General features: G+C 68.6%; 14 protein-coding genes and 1 pseudogene. 6 read left to right on the forward strand and 9 right to left on the reverse strand.

Annotation, left to right across the window (positions count from 1 at the left end; all coding sequences use genetic code 11):
- Positions 1-88: 88 nt before the first annotated feature.
- The gene (locus tag ACIA75_RS19300) at positions 89-778 is read left to right on the forward strand and encodes a TetR/AcrR family transcriptional regulator (protein WP_397105740.1); all 690 of its coding nucleotides are present in this window, start codon (positions 89-91) and stop codon (positions 776-778) included.
- Positions 779-838: 60 nt separating this feature from the next.
- Positions 839-1,501 (forward strand): O-methyltransferase, encoded by a 663-nt coding sequence (locus ACIA75_RS19305; RefSeq protein ID WP_397105742.1) that lies wholly within the window; start codon positions 839-841, stop codon positions 1,499-1,501.
- A gap of 194 nt (positions 1,502-1,695) precedes the next feature.
- Here the strand turns inward: ACIA75_RS19305 and ACIA75_RS19310 are convergent, their stop codons facing one another.
- Positions 1,696-3,123: a DUF2252 domain-containing protein gene (locus ACIA75_RS19310; RefSeq protein WP_397105744.1), complete on the reverse strand. Its 1,428-nt coding sequence runs from the start codon at positions 3,121-3,123 to the stop codon at positions 1,696-1,698.
- On the opposite strand from ACIA75_RS19310, the pseudogene ACIA75_RS19315 reads away from it, so the two are divergent.
- Positions 3,105-3,212: pseudogene (locus ACIA75_RS19315) on the forward strand (hypothetical protein); the annotation flags it as partial. The gene ACIA75_RS19310 and the pseudogene ACIA75_RS19315 sit on opposite strands and share 19 nt — an antisense overlap.
- Before the next feature lie 72 nt (positions 3,213-3,284).
- On the opposite strand, the gene ACIA75_RS19320 reads toward ACIA75_RS19315, so the two are convergent.
- Both ACIA75_RS19320 and ACIA75_RS19325 read right to left on the reverse strand, forming a co-directional pair.
- Positions 3,285-4,016, reverse strand: coding sequence for a dienelactone hydrolase family protein (locus ACIA75_RS19320; protein WP_397106689.1), 732 nt, complete (start codon positions 4,014-4,016; stop codon positions 3,285-3,287).
- A 53-nt stretch (positions 4,017-4,069) separates the two neighbouring features.
- The gene (locus ACIA75_RS19325) at positions 4,070-4,420 is read right to left on the reverse strand and encodes a hypothetical protein (RefSeq protein ID WP_397105746.1); all 351 of its coding nucleotides are present in this window, start codon (positions 4,418-4,420) and stop codon (positions 4,070-4,072) included.
- A gap of 183 nt (positions 4,421-4,603) precedes the next feature.
- Here ACIA75_RS19325 and ACIA75_RS19330 point away from each other — a divergent pair, with 183 nt between their 5' ends.
- Entirely contained in the window at positions 4,604-6,643 is a 2,040-nt protein-coding gene (locus tag ACIA75_RS19330) for an MDR family MFS transporter (RefSeq protein WP_397105748.1), read from the forward strand.
- Between the two features lie 239 nt (positions 6,644-6,882).
- Here ACIA75_RS19330 and ACIA75_RS19335 read toward each other — a convergent pair whose 3' ends face one another.
- A complete protein-coding gene (locus ACIA75_RS19335; protein ID WP_397105750.1) occupies positions 6,883-7,260 on the reverse strand; it encodes a winged helix-turn-helix transcriptional regulator in 378 nt (125 codons plus the stop codon).
- Positions 7,261-7,359: 99 nt separating this feature from the next.
- Here ACIA75_RS19335 and ACIA75_RS19340 point away from each other — a divergent pair, with 99 nt between their 5' ends.
- A complete protein-coding gene (locus ACIA75_RS19340; RefSeq protein ID WP_397105752.1) occupies positions 7,360-7,989 on the forward strand; it encodes an NADPH-dependent F420 reductase in 630 nt (209 codons plus the stop codon).
- Between the two features lie 262 nt (positions 7,990-8,251).
- On the opposite strand, the gene ACIA75_RS19345 is transcribed toward ACIA75_RS19340, so the two are convergent.
- The 4 genes from ACIA75_RS19345 to ACIA75_RS19360 all read right to left on the reverse strand — a co-directional run bounded on the left by ACIA75_RS19345 (position 8,252) and on the right by ACIA75_RS19360 (position 12,850).
- On the reverse strand, positions 8,252-10,018 hold the full coding sequence (locus ACIA75_RS19345) for an alpha/beta fold hydrolase (RefSeq protein WP_397105754.1): 1,767 nt from the start codon (positions 10,016-10,018) through the stop codon (positions 8,252-8,254).
- Between the two features lie 70 nt (positions 10,019-10,088).
- Positions 10,089-10,643 carry a TetR/AcrR family transcriptional regulator gene (locus ACIA75_RS19350; RefSeq protein WP_397105756.1) on the reverse strand — a complete coding sequence of 185 codons (555 nt, stop codon included), beginning with the start codon at positions 10,641-10,643 and terminating at the stop codon, positions 10,089-10,091.
- A gap of 61 nt (positions 10,644-10,704) precedes the next feature.
- Positions 10,705-11,970, reverse strand: a complete 1,266-nt coding sequence (locus ACIA75_RS19355; protein WP_397105758.1) for a diguanylate cyclase domain-containing protein — start codon at positions 11,968-11,970, stop codon at positions 10,705-10,707.
- A 28-nt stretch (positions 11,971-11,998) separates the two neighbouring features.
- Positions 11,999-12,850: an SAM-dependent methyltransferase gene (locus ACIA75_RS19360; protein ID WP_397105761.1), complete on the reverse strand. Its 852-nt coding sequence runs from the start codon at positions 12,848-12,850 to the stop codon at positions 11,999-12,001.
- A gap of 378 nt (positions 12,851-13,228) precedes the next feature.
- Between ACIA75_RS19360 and ACIA75_RS19365 the strand changes: the two genes are divergently transcribed.
- The gene (locus ACIA75_RS19365) at positions 13,229-13,723 is read left to right on the forward strand and encodes a MarR family winged helix-turn-helix transcriptional regulator (protein ID WP_397105763.1); all 495 of its coding nucleotides are present in this window, start codon (positions 13,229-13,231) and stop codon (positions 13,721-13,723) included.
- Positions 13,724-13,783: 60 nt separating this feature from the next.
- On the opposite strand, the gene ACIA75_RS19370 is transcribed toward ACIA75_RS19365, so the two are convergent.
- The gene (locus ACIA75_RS19370; RefSeq protein WP_397105765.1) at positions 13,784-14,851 is read right to left on the reverse strand and encodes a dihydrodipicolinate reductase; all 1,068 of its coding nucleotides are present in this window, start codon (positions 14,849-14,851) and stop codon (positions 13,784-13,786) included.
- Between the last annotated feature and the right edge of the window lie 200 nt (positions 14,852-15,051).

A 15,051-nucleotide genomic window follows, 5' to 3' on the forward strand; every position in this document is an offset into this window, starting at 1 on the left:
ATCCACTCCTCAATTGGGAACACCGTTCGCATATAACGCTAGCTGAATGCGAACGGCGTTCGCAACTGGCTCGAGGCATGCTTACCGGATGCCATCCGCTGAACCGACGAACGCGCTGTGGCTACGGGCCGGCGATTCCAAACCCGGCCCCCGACCCGCCCTGACCCTGGACGACATCGCGGCGGCCTGCGTCCGGCTGGCCGACGCGGAAGGTATGCGGTCACTCTCGATGCGGCGGGTCGCCGAGGAACTCGGCACCGGCGCCGCCTCCCTCTACCGCTACGTCTCGGGCAAGGACGACCTGGTCTCGCTGATGTACGACCGGGTCGCCGCGGAGTACGAATTCGGGCCCCCCACCGGCGATCTGCGCGCCGACGTCCTGGCCGTCGCCGAACAGGCCCGCGCGATGCACCGCCGCCATCGCTGGCTCACCGAGGTCACCCCGGGCAGCCTCGGCCCGAACGGCCTGCGCTACCTGGACCACATGGTCGCGATCCTGGCCCCCGCCGGCTTACGGCCCGCCGAGACGATGACCGGTATCGCCATGCTCTCCGGCTGGGTCACCGTCTTCGCCGGCCAGGAAGCCGCGGGCCGGCCGGTACCCGCCACGGGCGGCGGCGCCGAGCACATCTCCGCGATGCTGTCCCTGGGCAACTACCCGAACCTCACCGCACTCTTCACCGAGCCCGACGCCCCCGGCGAATCCGGTGTGGACAACGACGCCGTCTTCCGGGCCGGCATCGACGCCCTGCTGTTCGGTATCGCCGGCCCACGCTGACGCACCGCGGCACGGATTCCGTGTCCGGCGGCCGGGCGCCGTGGGTGGCAGACTGCGGATATGAGTACACCCGATTGGGCGGACGTGGACCGGTACGTGGTGGATCATCTGGTGCGGGATCCCGAGGCGCATGCGACCCTGGCGGCGAATGCGGCGGCGGAACTGCCGGCCATCGATGTTTCCGCGGCTCAGGGGAAATTTCTGTATCTGCTTGCCAGGTCGACGGGGGCGCGGCGGGTGCTGGAGATCGGGACGCTGGGCGGGTTCAGCACACTGTGGCTGGCCCGTGCGGTCGGTGCGCAGGGGCGGGTGACGACGCTCGAATTCGAACCGCGGCATGCCCAGGTGGCCCGGGAGAATCTGGACCGGGCCGGGGTCGGGAGTGTGGTCGATATCCGGATCGGTGCGGCGATCGAGAGCCTGCCGGTGCTGGCGGACGAGCAACCCGATCCGTTCGATCTGGTCTTCATCGACGCCGACAAGGTGAACAACAGCAACTACGTGCAGTGGGCGCTGCGGTTGGCCCGGTCCGGTGCGGTGATCGTCGTCGACAATGTGGTGCGCGGGGGCCGGTTGGCCGACGAGACCTCCGACGACCCCGCGGTCCGGGCGAGCCGGGACCTGGTCGAACTGCTGGAGAAAGAACCGCGCCTGGACGCCACGGTGGTGCAGACGGTCGGGTCGAAGGGCTGGGACGGGTTCGCCTTCGCCGTGGTGAATTGACCTGCGGACTCGCCGAGCGCGTTTCGTAGGTGGCGATCGTGGCTTGGGGCGCGGTCGCGCAGGCCCAGCTCGTCCGATGTCCGGTCGACGTGGGTTTCACTCGCTGATCACGGTCCGAGGTGAGCCGACCGGGTATTGGTCCACGGGCCGATCTTTGTGAGTAGCCCCGGAGAGCGACCGGCGCGAAGGCCGGGCTAGGTGGTGGCCGGGGCCGCGGCGATCCGGTCGTCCGATATCGCTTGGAGTAGTGCGGTGTGGTCGAGGGCGCTGAGTTCGGCGTAGTCCTCGGCGAAGGTGGCCATCGCCGTATCGAACTCGTCGCCGGAGCCCAGATAGCCCGCGATGGCGAAGCGGTCGCCGCCGCGTGCGTGTGCCTGGGCCAGGACTCGCGCGCACAACCGGCCGTACAGTGCCATCAGGTCGGGTGACATGGTGTCGATCTCGGCAGAACCCTTGCCGTCGCGGAGCTGGCGGATGTAGAAGTCGCGCGGGACGCCGTCGGAGTCGGGTCCCTGATGCCAGCCCAGGAAGATATCGCTGGTCGCCTGCATCAGCCGCTGACCGGTCACCACCCGTTCCGCCTGGTTGGGGTAGGTGGGACCACCGACATAGCCGGCGAGTACCGAGGGCGGCGCTTCCTTGGCCTGCAGGAACAGCGGGTCCCCGGCGGGGCCCTGCAGCAGGACGATCCAGCAGCGGGTGCCCACACTGCCCACCCCCACGACCTTGCGCGCCGCGTGCACATAGGCGAACCGGTCGAGCAGGAACCGGCGGTCGGCCTGCAGGGTGGTGCGGTAGTCGACGAGGCGGTTCCGCATCGTCCGGTGCACCTGTTCGGCGTCGGCGCCGCTGAACAACTCCTCGACCGGGACGATCAGCGGCGGCATGCTCACGATCCGCGGCTGCCCGTCGGAGCCGGTGGTGGTGAGTTTCGACAGTGCATGCGCACTGTCGCGGCCCCACGCCTTGTCGATCGTCTTCTCGACCCGTTTCCGCGCCGAGGCGTCGAGTACCGCACGCAGTTCGGCCATCCCGGTCTCGGCTTCGATATGGGAGTACCAGACCGGGAGCTCACCGAGTCCGGCCTGGTAGGTCATGGTTTCGCGGTACTCCGCCGCGCAGGCATGGAGGATGCGCTGCCGGTGTTTGGTCTTGAAACCGTTGTCGCGACCGGCGACAGCCAGGCTCGCGACGAGTCGTTTGACGTCCCATTCGAAGGGACCCGGGTAGGTCTCGTCGAAATCGTTGACATCGAAGGCGAGCCGGCGTTCGGGTGTCGCGAACAGGCCGAAGTTGCTCAGATGCGCGTCCCCGCACAGTTGGGTGTGCACGCCGGTGCTCGGGGTGCGCGCCAGATCGTCGGCCATGACCAGCGCGGCGCCGCGGAAGAACGCAAAGGGTGAGCTCGCCATCCTGCCGTAGCGCACGGGGACGAGCTCGGGCACGCGGGTGGTGGCTTGGGATTCGAGGAGGGCGAGCGGGTCGCGGCCGCCGCCGGGATCGACGGTCGCCAGCGCCTCGAACGAGGTCCGCTCGCGCTGCCGGGCCCCGTACTCGGTCCGCTCCGCGCAACCGGCTCCGGCGGTCACCGCGGGCTCGGCAGCTGAGTGAGGTCGGGCCATGGTGGGACGTTAGGCGCGATACGGCCGGCCCGTCGTCACCCGTCGCGGGTGAGCTGTTCTCGCATCTGACGAGCCCGAAATACCCGGTGCGGTTCCAGTGGGACGCGCACAGTGTCGCGTTCTGGGACAACCGGGCCACCACGCACCAGGTTTCGCCGCGACTACTTCAGGGTGCGGTCGAACAGTTCCCGCAGCTCCTGGAAGTGACGCTCGGCGGCCGCCTCCTGATAGGCGGCGGTATCGGCCATGGTGTAGCCGTGCAACGCCTCCGGGTAGACGGCGGTGCGGTAATCGACGCCGGCGGCCTTCAATGCGGCATCGAAGGCGGCGATCTGCTCGGGAGTATTGGAGCCGTCGTTGTCGGCATGCCCGGCCAGCACGGCGGCCCGGATCCGGGGGACCACGGTGAGCGGGCTGTCCGGGTCGTCGGTGACGATCCCGCCGGTGTGGAACATCCCGATCGCCATGACCTCGTCCGGGCGGTGCGCGGCCAGGCGCAGCGCGATCCGGCCGCCGAAACAGTATCCGGTCGCACCGACCGCTGTGCCGGTCACACCGGGCAGCCCGTGCAGAGTGTCCAGCCACACCTCGCCGTCGGCCCGCAGCACATCCGGCGTGAGCCGGGCCATCCGCGCGCCCACCCCGGAGGCGAAGAACGCATCACGACTCGCCGGATCACGCAGGTCGACGGTGGGCGCGAGTTCCGCGGCTCGCCCGTCGCGCCAGAAAACGTGCGGCGCCAGTACCACATAACCCCACGATGCGATCCGATCGGCCATCCGCTCGATCTGCGGACGCAACCCGATCGCATCCTGGAAGAGGAGAACGCCCGGACCGGACTCACCGGCCACATAGCCCTCCGCACTGCCACCGGGAAGCGATATCTCGATCATCGTCACGCCCGCGACCCTACCGTCCGCGAAGGAAAGTACCGGCTTGCCTCAGGTTATCGGTTTGGTCGGTTCGCCCGGGGTGATCCCCGCGATACGGCGATACCTGTCGGCTCTTCCTGCTGCTCGGTGTATTCGAGCAATCGCGACCCCCAGAAGGTGTGATACCGGTATTGCTTGTCCGCGACGACCCGGCCCGCGGTCATGGTTTCCCGGGCCAGCATGTACCGGGCGTATTCCTCGACATCCGTGAACGCGCACAACCAGCCGAGCCCGCCGGAACGGACGAGGAACAACCGGTCGTCCTCGGTTACCGGAACCAGCAGTGCGGCCTCCCGCAGCGCCGACACCAGCGCGGTGGGCTGTCCGAAACCGGCGTAATACGATCTGATCTCGTCGCGGAGCACCGCCGGCCCGTCGTTCTCCGGGACCCCCGCACTCCCTCGTGACGGATCCCCAGCCCGATTAACGAATACGACCCATGCTACGTATCCGTCATTCCGCTGTAACCGTTATCGGGTGGTGGCCGCAAGATGGGCCACCAGGCGTGTCCCCCTCTGTCCGCACGTGTTATCGCCGATACTCGGCGGATGACCGGCACCCGCGAGGCCCTCGACACCGCGCCGACGCTGGACAGTCGCCGCCGCAACATCGTCTTCGTGACGATCGTGCTCGGCATGCTGATGGCCGCGCTGGACCAGACGATCGTGGCGACCACCCTGCCGACAATCGTCGCCGATCTCGGCAGCGCCGGTCATATGGCCTGGCTGGTCACCGCCTATATGCTCACCGAGGCGGTGGCCACGGTGCTGGCCGGAAAATTCGGTGATCTCTTCGGCCGCAAACTCGTCTTCCAGCTCAGTGCGGTGATCTTCATCGCCGGGTCGGTCCTGGCCGGGTTCGCGCAGGACATGCTGACGTTGATCATCGCCAGGGGGATCCAGGGTGTCGGTGGGGGTGGGCTGATGGTGACCGCGATGGCCTTGATCGCCGATGTCATCCCGTTGCGGCAGCGCGGAAAATATCAGGGGGCGATGGGGGCGGTTTTCGGAGTCACCACGGTACTCGGGCCGACGCTGGGTGGTCTGTTCACCGATCACGCCAGCTGGCGCTGGTGCTTCTACGTGAACGTGCCGATCGCGGTGGTGATGATCGCGCTGGCCGCCAAAACCATTCCGACTGTGCGCCCGGCGAGCCGTCCGGTCGTCGACTACCTCGGGATCGCGCTGGTCGCGCTCGGTGTGGCCGGCTTGATCCTCGGATTGGAATGGGGTGGTTCCGAATACGCCTGGGGTTCGCCCATGATCATCGGGCTGTTCGCGGGCTCGGTGGTACTGCTCGCGGCGTTCGTTCTGGTGGAGACCAGAGTGCCCGAGCCGATGCTGCCCATGGGCCTGTTCCGCAACCGGGTGTTCACGGTGTGCTCGATCCTCAGTTTCATCGTCGGGTTCACGATGCTCGGCGCGATGACCTACCTGCCCACGTATCTGCAGTACGTGGACGGTGTCTCGGCCACCGAATCCGGACTGCGCACGCTGCCGATGGTGCTCGGCCTGCTCGTCACCTCGATCATCTCCGGCAATATCGTCTCGACCACGGGTCGCTACAAACCCTTCCCGATCGCGGGCGCCGCGGTGATGGCACTCGGCCTGTACCTGATGTCGACGATGGGCCGGGATACCGGAATCTGGCTGGAATCGCTGTACATGCTGATCTTCGGGCTCGGGATCGGGCTGTCCATGCAGGTGCTCACCATCGTCGTGCAGAACACCGTGCCCTACGCCCAGCTGGGCACGGCGACCTCCGGGGTGACCTTCTTCCGGACGGTGGGAAGTGCCTTCGGGACGGCGGTATTCGGCACTCTCTACACCGGCAAGCTCGATCCGGCGCTGGCCGCGGCGCTGGCCGGAACCGGGATACCGCCGGAAGTCGCGCAGAGTCCGGCGGCGTTGCGGGCGCTACCCGACGAGGTGTCGGCGCCGATCGTCGAGGCGTATACGGCCGCGATCGACAGTGTCTTCCGTTGGGTGGTGCCGGTGGCGCTGGTCGGATTCGTGGTGGCGTGGTTTCTCCGGGAGATACCGCTACGCGACAGCACCCGGGCCCGCGCCACGGAACTGGGGGAAGGGTTCTCGATGCCCGATTCCGCGGACCGGGTCGACCAGCTCGAACACGCCATCGCGCAGGTGCTCCGGCGGGAGCAGCGGAAAAAGACCGGCCCGCCGGGGCCTTCGGTGCGTGTGCTCACGGGCGGGACCGTCCCGGAGACCCTTGTCTGGGCCATCGGGGCGGTACATCTACGCACCCGGGTGCGCGGTGGCGCGACGCTGACGGGTATCGCCGAAGACCATATGGTTCCGGTAGGTGTACTGGAACCGGTCTACCGGGAGGCATCACAGGCCGGATTCGTGGCCATCGAGGGTGATTCGCTGCGCCTGACCGACAGTGGTGCGCAGCAAGCCGCGGTCTTCCGGCGCGTGTGGCGCGTCTGGCTCGACGGAAAGCTCGAGGACTGGACCTTCGACGATCCCGCCGACCGGGCACTGCTCGACCCGGCCCTGGACAAGATCGCCGGCGACCTGCTCGACGAACAGAGCAGCCGGCCCGCGTTCGCCCCGCTCACCCGATAGGACCGGGCCGGCAGACGTGCGGTGACGAGCTGCCGGCGGACTGTACGGGCGTCTCGGTGACGATGGTCCGGTCGGTGACCTCCGCCGGCATCCGGGCCCAGTCCGGATAGGCGCGCACCTTCGCCAGGTGCAGGTTCTGGATCTTCTCGGCGAGTTCGGGATCCGGGTCGTCGGACAGGCGGACCGCGGACAGGGTCGAGAAGAAGAGGCGGCATCCTGCGCGTGCGAGCCCGGCAGTTTCACCTGCTGCGGCGGAGCGGCACGATTGTCTCCTTCGGAAGCCCGAGCTGGTCGCCGTAGCTCCGAACCCACTCGGCGAGCGATTGGAGCGGACCCGCCACCAGGCTCGCGCCCAGTGCGGTGATTTCGTACTCCACTCTCGGCGGCGCGCCCGGGTGGGGCTGCCGGGACACCAGACCGCGTGCCAGCAGCCGCCGCAGGGCCTCGGTCAGTGCCTTATCGCTGATACTTCCGATTCCGGCGCGCAGCGCGGCGCGCCGCCGGGGGCCGTCGCGCAGGGCGGCCAGGACGACCGGATCCCAGGTGTGGGCGAACAGGTCCAGTGCCCCGCGCAGGCGGCAATCGGCGATCGGCTCGTAGTGGTTGTCGGCGGTCATCGCTCACCAGCGTTATCGGTCGTTTCGCACCGATCGGTGCGTATCGGAGTACCTACGGTAGCCGTCGAACGGAGAACACGGATGTGGAGGAGTGCGACGGTGCGGATCGGAATTCTGGGAGCGGGCAACCTGGCCGAGGCTCTCGGCGGGTGCTGGGTGCGGGCGGGGCATCGGGTGACGGTGGCCGGACGGTCGGCGGAGCGGGCGGCCACCCTGGCGGGACGGCTCGGCGGGACGGCGCGCGCCGCCGCCCCGGTCGAGGCGGTGCGCGACGCCGACGCGGTTCTGCTCGCCGTGCCGTGGGGTGCTGTCGACGCTGTGCTGCGGGAAGCGGGTGCGGCGCAGGGGTCGCTGGCGGGCGTCACGATCATCGATCCGATCAACGCTGTCGAACACGGAGTGGGCGTCCTGCTCACCGAACCGGGCGCGTCCACCGCGGGCCGTATCGCCGATCTCGCTCCGGGGAGCCGGGTGGTGAAGGGTTTTCATATGGTTCCGTCGACGCAGTGGGGTGCGGCATCGATCACGGTGCCGCTCTGCGGTGACGACCCGGCGGCCCTCGCCGTGGCCGAGACCCTGGTGCGCGATACCGGCGCCGTTCCCGCGGTGGTGGGCGGATTGTCGCGGGCCCGGCAGCTCGACGAGGCGGCGGGGCTGTTCATCTCCCTGGCGTTCGCGGGCGTGGATCCCCGGACGGTGCTGCCCGCGGTGCCGCCGGTAGGCCCGTAAACCCGCTGGCTGCAAGGTGTTCCGCGGTTCGACCCCCGCGCCGCCCGGTCTCATCGTCGCCGATCCGGTCTCGCGGGCGCCATCCGCGGCAACGGTGGTACGAACAGTTCTCCATACTCGACGAGAACTCGCTCCGCCACGCCCTGGACAGCACCGGCATCCCGCGATGCCCGCGGGCCCGGGTCGTCCGGACCTGCGGTGGTCGCGCATGACCCGAAACGTTCTGCTCGACCGAAGCAGGGCGGCGTTCGAGTCACCGCGGTTACGAGGGGACTGCGTTCCGATCGATCTGCTGTCCGCGCGCACCAGCTTCGTGCGGTAACCGATGACGGAACGCAGTCAGGATCCCCGCCACCTGTTCCGGGTGGGTGAGATGCGGGTAGTGGCCGGTGCCGTCGATCACCGTGGTCGGTGCCGCCACCGGGGTGGCGAGCGGGTCCTGGGAGCCGACGATGATGTGCACCGGCACCGCGACCTGCTCGAGCAGCCGGCGGGCGGCCGCGCGGTGGCGCGGCCGGCTCGCGGCGCGCAGGGCGGCGACGGTGCGCCGCGCGACTCCGGGGCGGCGCAGATTCGCGCTTGCGCTCTCGATCGCCGGGCCGGCCGGCACTCCCAGGATTGTGGCGAGCCGTTCCGGGGTCAGGCGGCGCAGAATCGGGGTGGTGATCGGGGACCGGGTGAGCCATGAACCGCGGGTCTGCAGGAAAGCCGGTGCTACCAGGACGATTCCGGAGATCCGTTCGGGGTGGGCGGCCGCGTAGCGCAGCACCGGCAGGCAGCCCAGTGAATGCCCGACCAGGATCGGGCGGCTGGTCACGGTGGCGAGGAGACGGTCCGGCCGGAAAGCGGCCGGGTCGGGTCCGGGTGCGGAACGGCCGAGGCCGGGCAGGTCGACGGCGTAGGTGGTGGTATCGGTCGCGTCCGTGACCCTGCGCCAGGCGTCGCTGTCGGTGGGCAGTCCGTGGAACAGGACGATATCGGGCGTGCGCCGATCACCGGTGCCCCAGAGGCCGTGGTCGAAACCCGCGGACGGGTCCGCCTCGGTGGCGCCGAAGCGGCTGCTGATCAGGTGATCCGCCCAGTTCTGCAGTGTCACCGTGACGGGTGGCATGGTGAGTCCGGCGGCCGCGGCGACCGCGTCCGCGGCCGAGGTGTCGTATCGGTCGTCCGCGATGAAGGTCAGACGCTCGCGGTCCACCCCGGTCAGCCGCCGCGGTAGCCGTGCGACGAGATCGGCCGGGATCGTGAAACGTGGTGCGCGGACGTGCAGATGGCGGGCCAGGACACCGATCAGCTCGGGGAGTGGGGGAGTCGCCTGGTCCAGGACGGTGTAGGACCGGCCCGAGGTGTCCGGGGATTGCGGGAGAAGGGTGAGGAATTCGACGAAATAGTCGAGGTCCAGGACGGGGAGCAGGGTGCGGGAGTTGCCGGGCAGGGCGGGTAGCTTGCCGTACCACAGGTCCCGGGCGAGTTCGGCCAGGCCGATGTACTGGCCGGGCCCGATCACGGTGCTCGGGTCGGCGACGGTCAGCGGGACCGCGGCGGCCGCGGCGCGTTCGCGCAGGACGGTATCGGCTTCGGATTTCGAGGCCTCGTAACCCCCGACCTCGTAATCGTGCTCGGCGGAATCGGGGATGCTGGCCCGATACCCGGTGATATGGACCAGCCGGCGCAAGCGGGGCAGTCGCTGTGCCCAGTCCAGAACATGCAGTGCGCCGTCGACATTGACCGCGCGGGCGAGCGCGGCGTCGAGTCCGAACGCGAAGCGGGCGGCGCAGTTGTACACATCGCGCACCGCGCTCAGCTCCGCCCGGCCCACGGCGCCCAGGCCGGGATCGGTGATATCGCAGTCGATCACGGTCAGCCGAGTTCGATCGACCTGCTGGTTGTCCAGCCAGGTGGTGAGCCGGGCGGCGGTGCCGGGACGGACCGCGGCCGCGACAGCGTGGCCCTGGGTCAGCAGGCGGGCGACGAGGGCGCGCCCGATGAATCCGGCGGCGCCGAACACCGCGGAATCGGGAGAGGTCATGACTAGCTCCTAACTAGACTGGTCTACATATTTTGTGGATATGCCGAAAGCGCGGACGTGCAATGCGGGGTCAGAGCAGGCTTCGCGCGACCCGGGCCGCGCGGTTCAGTGGTTCACGGTTGCGATGGGTCTGGGCGAGCAGGAGTGCACCCTCGATCAGGGCCAGTAGCGACACCGCCAGATCCTCCGCATTCCGGTAGCCCGCGGTGTGCAGGCTGATGCGCAGGGCCTCGGTCCATCGTTCGTACACCTGGGTGCAGGCCTGCTGCACCGCGTCGTTGGTGCCGGCGATCTCCAGCGCGACGGTCGCGACCGGGCAGCCGCATTCCCATCCGGACGCCTCGAGCCGGTTGCCGAGCAGGGCGATCAACTCGGTGACCGCGCCGGCCGGATCGGTGATATCGGCGGCCGCGATCGCGGAGTCGATAACGCCCGACGTCTGGGTGATCGCCGCGGCGACGAGTTCGTCCTTACCGCCGGGGAAATGGAAGTACAGCGAACCCCGCGGGGTATCGCTGTCGGCCAGTATCTGGTTGAGTCCGGTGCCGAAATATCCGCGGCGCTCGATGGATGCCCGAGTGGCCTCGATCATCCGCTGCCTGGTTTCGGCGCCTTTCGTACCCATCCCTGAAAAGTAGACCGGTCTGCATAAAAAGTCAACCAGCCGGCGGCGGTGCACACGCCGGTCAGGAGCGGGAGCGTGCGGACTTGTTGCGGTACATGGCGGTATCGGCGGCCTGCATCGCCTCATCGATGTCCATCGGCGCATCCTCGAGATACGCCGTGCCGATACTCGCGCCGATGGTGATCGTCCGGCCGCGGATCTCCATGGGTGCGGTCAGCGCGGCGAGCAGATCGTTACTGAGCGCGGACAACTCGCCCGTTCCGGCGCACCGCTCGACCACGGCGATGAATTCGTCGCCGCCCAGCCGGGCCGCGAGCCCGCCCGCGGCGGTGACGATCTGCCGCAGCCGCGCGCCGGCGATCCGCAGCACCTCGTCCCCGACGGTGTGTCCCCAGTGATCGTTGACCTCCTTGAACCCGTCCAGGTCCAGGTAGGCCACTCCGACCGGCGGGGTGGCCACGGCCAACCGGTCGAAGAAATGGCCGCGGTTGGGCAGGCCGGTGAGTTCGTCGTGATTGGCGTCGTACCAGAGCCGGGCGGCCAGTTCCCGGCGTTCGGTGACATCCACCGCCACGCCGATCAGAAAACGGACCTGCCCGCTGTGGTCGCGGACCGCGGACATGGACAGGTCGATACCGGTGGTCGAACCGTCGGGGCGGCGATGGTCGAGCTCCATCCGGAAATGGTCGATACTGCCCGCCAGCAGACGCGTCATCCGCGCATATGCGTCGCCGATGTTGGCCTGTCCGACCAGGTCCGCCACCGGCCGGCCGGGCATCTGCCCGACCTCGAGGCCGAGCATTTCCGCGAACGCGGCATTCGCCTCGAGAACCTGACCGTGGGTGTCGACGGTGCCGATACCCACCGAGGCGCCGGCGAACACCGCCGCAAACCGGGCCTCGGACAGTTCGCGGCGTCGCTCGGCTTCCTGGGCGGCGGCCAGCGCCGCGGCCAGGGTGGCTTCCTGCTCCGAGAGCGAGACCGAGCGCAGCGCCGCGGTGAATCCCGTGGCGAACTCGGCGCCGACACGCACGGCCCGGTCGTGCACCGCACCGCCGGCACCGCCGGTCGCGCGGACGTAGTCGGCCAGGTCCCGGCAGATCAGCGGGACCGTTCGCCCGGCCACCCGGGGGTCGCGGTAGTTCGCCGCGACCAATGCCTCGGCCACATCCTGGGCACTCTCCGGTTCGGCGGTGCCGCGCAGCGCCTCGAGTAGCCGCTCGACCAGCCGGGTCAGCAGATCCTCGATACGGTCCCGGGTCAAGGTAGGCGCCACGGTGCCGTCGAGCGCATCGGCCCAGCCGACCGCGAGTTCCCGTGCCGTCACCCGGATCGCCCGCGCCGAGCCGCCCGGGTCAGGACTTGCACGCCACGCCGGCCAATCCGAGGGAGCGGCCCGCTGGTTCGTGCCGGTCCCGGTCCGATTCCGGTCGCCAGTCGGGCAGTTCGACCACACCGGGCTCCATCAGATCCCAGCCGTCGAACATCGCGGTGATCGCGGGCCGGGACCGGAACTGGATCCCGACCTGGTTGCCCTCCCGCGAGGATCGGTGCAGGGCCGCGGCATCGTCGGGGCGCAGTGCGGAGGTCAGATGAGAAATGGCGACATAGCTTCCGGCGGCTACCGCGTGCCGGAGCGCGGCCACCTGCGCCGCGGGCCGATCGTCGTCGGCGAGCAGATGCAGTACCGCGATGAGCAGGATGCCGACCGGCTGCCCGACATCGATCAGCCCGGTCGCGCGGACCCGGTCCAGCAATTCGGCCGGTTCCCGGAGATCGGCTTCGACAGCGCCGTAACGCTCGTCACCGACCAGGATCGCCCGGGAATGAGCCACGGCGATGGGATCGATATCCGCGTACAGCACCCGGGCGTCCGGTGCGCATTCCCGGACGATCTCGTGCACGTTGCCGGCGGTGGGGATGCCCGAACCGATATCGAGGAACTGGGTGATACCCGCATCCGCCAGGAAACGCACTGCCCGGCGCAGGAATGCGCGATTGCTCAGTGCGAGCCGGGGGAGATCCGGAACCAACCGGCTACCGCGCTGCGCGGCCATCCGGTCGACCTCGAAGTTGTGCGACCCACCCAGCAACGCGTCGTACATCCGTGCCGGGCTCGGCTGCATCATATCGACACCCTCGGGTGCCCATGCCGGCCTGTCCATCTCGTCCCCTCTGCGCTCGATATCCGTATCCGGCGGCAGCATTGCTCCGCCGTGCACGAGACCCCTGCGCTGCGCTCCGGGCCGTCAGTGATGCGAGGGCCCCGGTGCCGACCGGCCGGAGGTTTGCTCCCGCCGGAAGGCACTGTGCGAATAATAGCCGGTGCGTGCGGGGCCGGTCGGTCGAGTGGACACCGGGCGTACTCGGGGGCGAAAGGTCTTACCGAGCAGCCGAACCGGCGACGGCCGGGGTGGTCGCCGGGAGTTCCGCACGCGGGATATCGGATGAGGCGCCGGTGGAGTCCGGATGCACTCGGGTGAGGAACAAGAAGGAGAGTATGGGCTTCTTCCTGGATGTGGAGATGCAAACCCATAACAGTTATGAAAACATATATATGTCAAAAGATGCGATACCCTGGCCTCATGAACTCCGATCGTCACGCCCACGACGGCCGTGACCTGCCCACGGTCCTGCGTGATCTGGCCTGGACGGTGCACCGGCTCGTTCCGGAAGTCGCGGGTGTACCGCATCTGCCGACCACCGAACTGGCGGTGCTCAAACAGATATTGGCCGCGCCCGGTATCACCGTGACCGAACTGTCGGCCCGGCTCGGTATGCGGCAGAGCAATGTCAGTGTCGCGGTCCGCGGATTGGTGGACCGTGGACTGGTCGCGCGCTCGGCAGATCCGGCCGACCGCCGAGTGACCCGCCTGGCGCCGACCGAGAGTTCCTTCGACGCCCGGGAAACCATCCGATCCGTCTGGTCGGGCACGGTCGAGCAGGCCATGGCGCGACTCGACGATCACCAGGTCGCCGCGCTGCGGTCGGCCGCCGACGCGCTCGAGGCGCTGGACCGGGTACTACGCGACGAGCGCGGCGACCCTCGAGTTCCACTGCCCCGATCGGTATCCGGGTAGACCCCGGCCCGGGGTTGGGTCGCGCCGCGTTCGAATCCGCGCCGGTGAGCCCGCCCGCGGTTACCCGATACCGGGCACGACTCCGCGCGGCTGGATCAGCGGCAGATCGGTGTACGTGACGATTTCCGGGGGTGCAGCCACCACGGCCGGAATCGCATTGATCACCGGCATCGCCGTCATGATGTGACCCAGGGTCATGAAATCGGCGATGGTCTCGGCTTGGAAATCCGCGGGCGGCAGGAAACTCACGATGTTCTTCACCGTCGGCCTGCCGTCCACCTGGAGTACCCAGCCGTCCTGATCGATCTTCCAGTCGGGTTCCAGCGTCTGGCCCTTGCGCCAGCGCACGGTCAACTCGACCAGCGTCCGGCCGGCGACGATACCCTTCCAGCTCGCGAACACCCCGGCCACGCAGCCGGCCGGGATGGTCCACGAACCGAGGTCCAGATCGGCTGTGGTCTGCGCGTATTCGGCGTCGCAGCGCACCTCGTCGAGCTCGGCGCCGAGTGCGTCGGCGATCATCCGGACCGCTTCGCCGAATACCGCGGTGCCCTCGGCGGTCATATCCGGCAGCCCCGGGTGGTCGATCGGCTGCCCGAAACCCACCGGCCGTTCGGTGGCCGGGGAATCGTAGAACGTGGTGTCCGCCGCTTCGGTCACGGTCACTTTGTCGACGCGGTCGCATATTCCGGCCGAGACGATGGCCAGTAGATTCACGAAGCCCGGGCTGATCCCGGAACCGAACATCGTCGCGCCACCGCGGCGGCAGGCCTCGATGATGCGGTCCCGCCCGGGGCCCTGGCGATGGCCGGTGATGAACGACGCTGTCGCGACGACGTTCACCCCCGCCTCCAGGATCCGGACCAGTTCGTCGACATCTATCCACATCGGGTTGTAGACCACGCAGTCCGGCTTCAGCGCGAGCAGAGCGCCGATGTCATCGGTGGCCGCGATGCCGACAGGGTCGATTCCGGCGAGTTCGCCGATATCGCGGCCCACCTTGTCCGGTGACCACGCATAGCAGCCCACGAGCTCCAAAGTCGGATTCGCGACTATCGCGCCGACCGAGCTTTTTCCGACATTGCCGGTCGTCCACTGGACGACCCGATACCGACGATCTTTGGGCACGCGCTCAGCATAGGGCTCGGCACCCAGGTTAGGAACGAATACTCTGAAATTTGAGAATATGATTCTCATGCAGGGCGGTCGAGCCGGGCGAGTGCCGAAGCCGTCACGGAAGTGGTTTGTGTCACGATGAGACGGTCGGCGCACCGGCCGGTCGTGAATCCGGCGTGAACCACAGGTGAATCTGTGCGTTTGCCGAGTCG

It is taken from the genome of Nocardia sp. NPDC051750, assembly GCF_044453135.1.
Lineage (GTDB): Bacteria > Actinomycetota > Actinomycetes > Mycobacteriales > Mycobacteriaceae > Nocardia.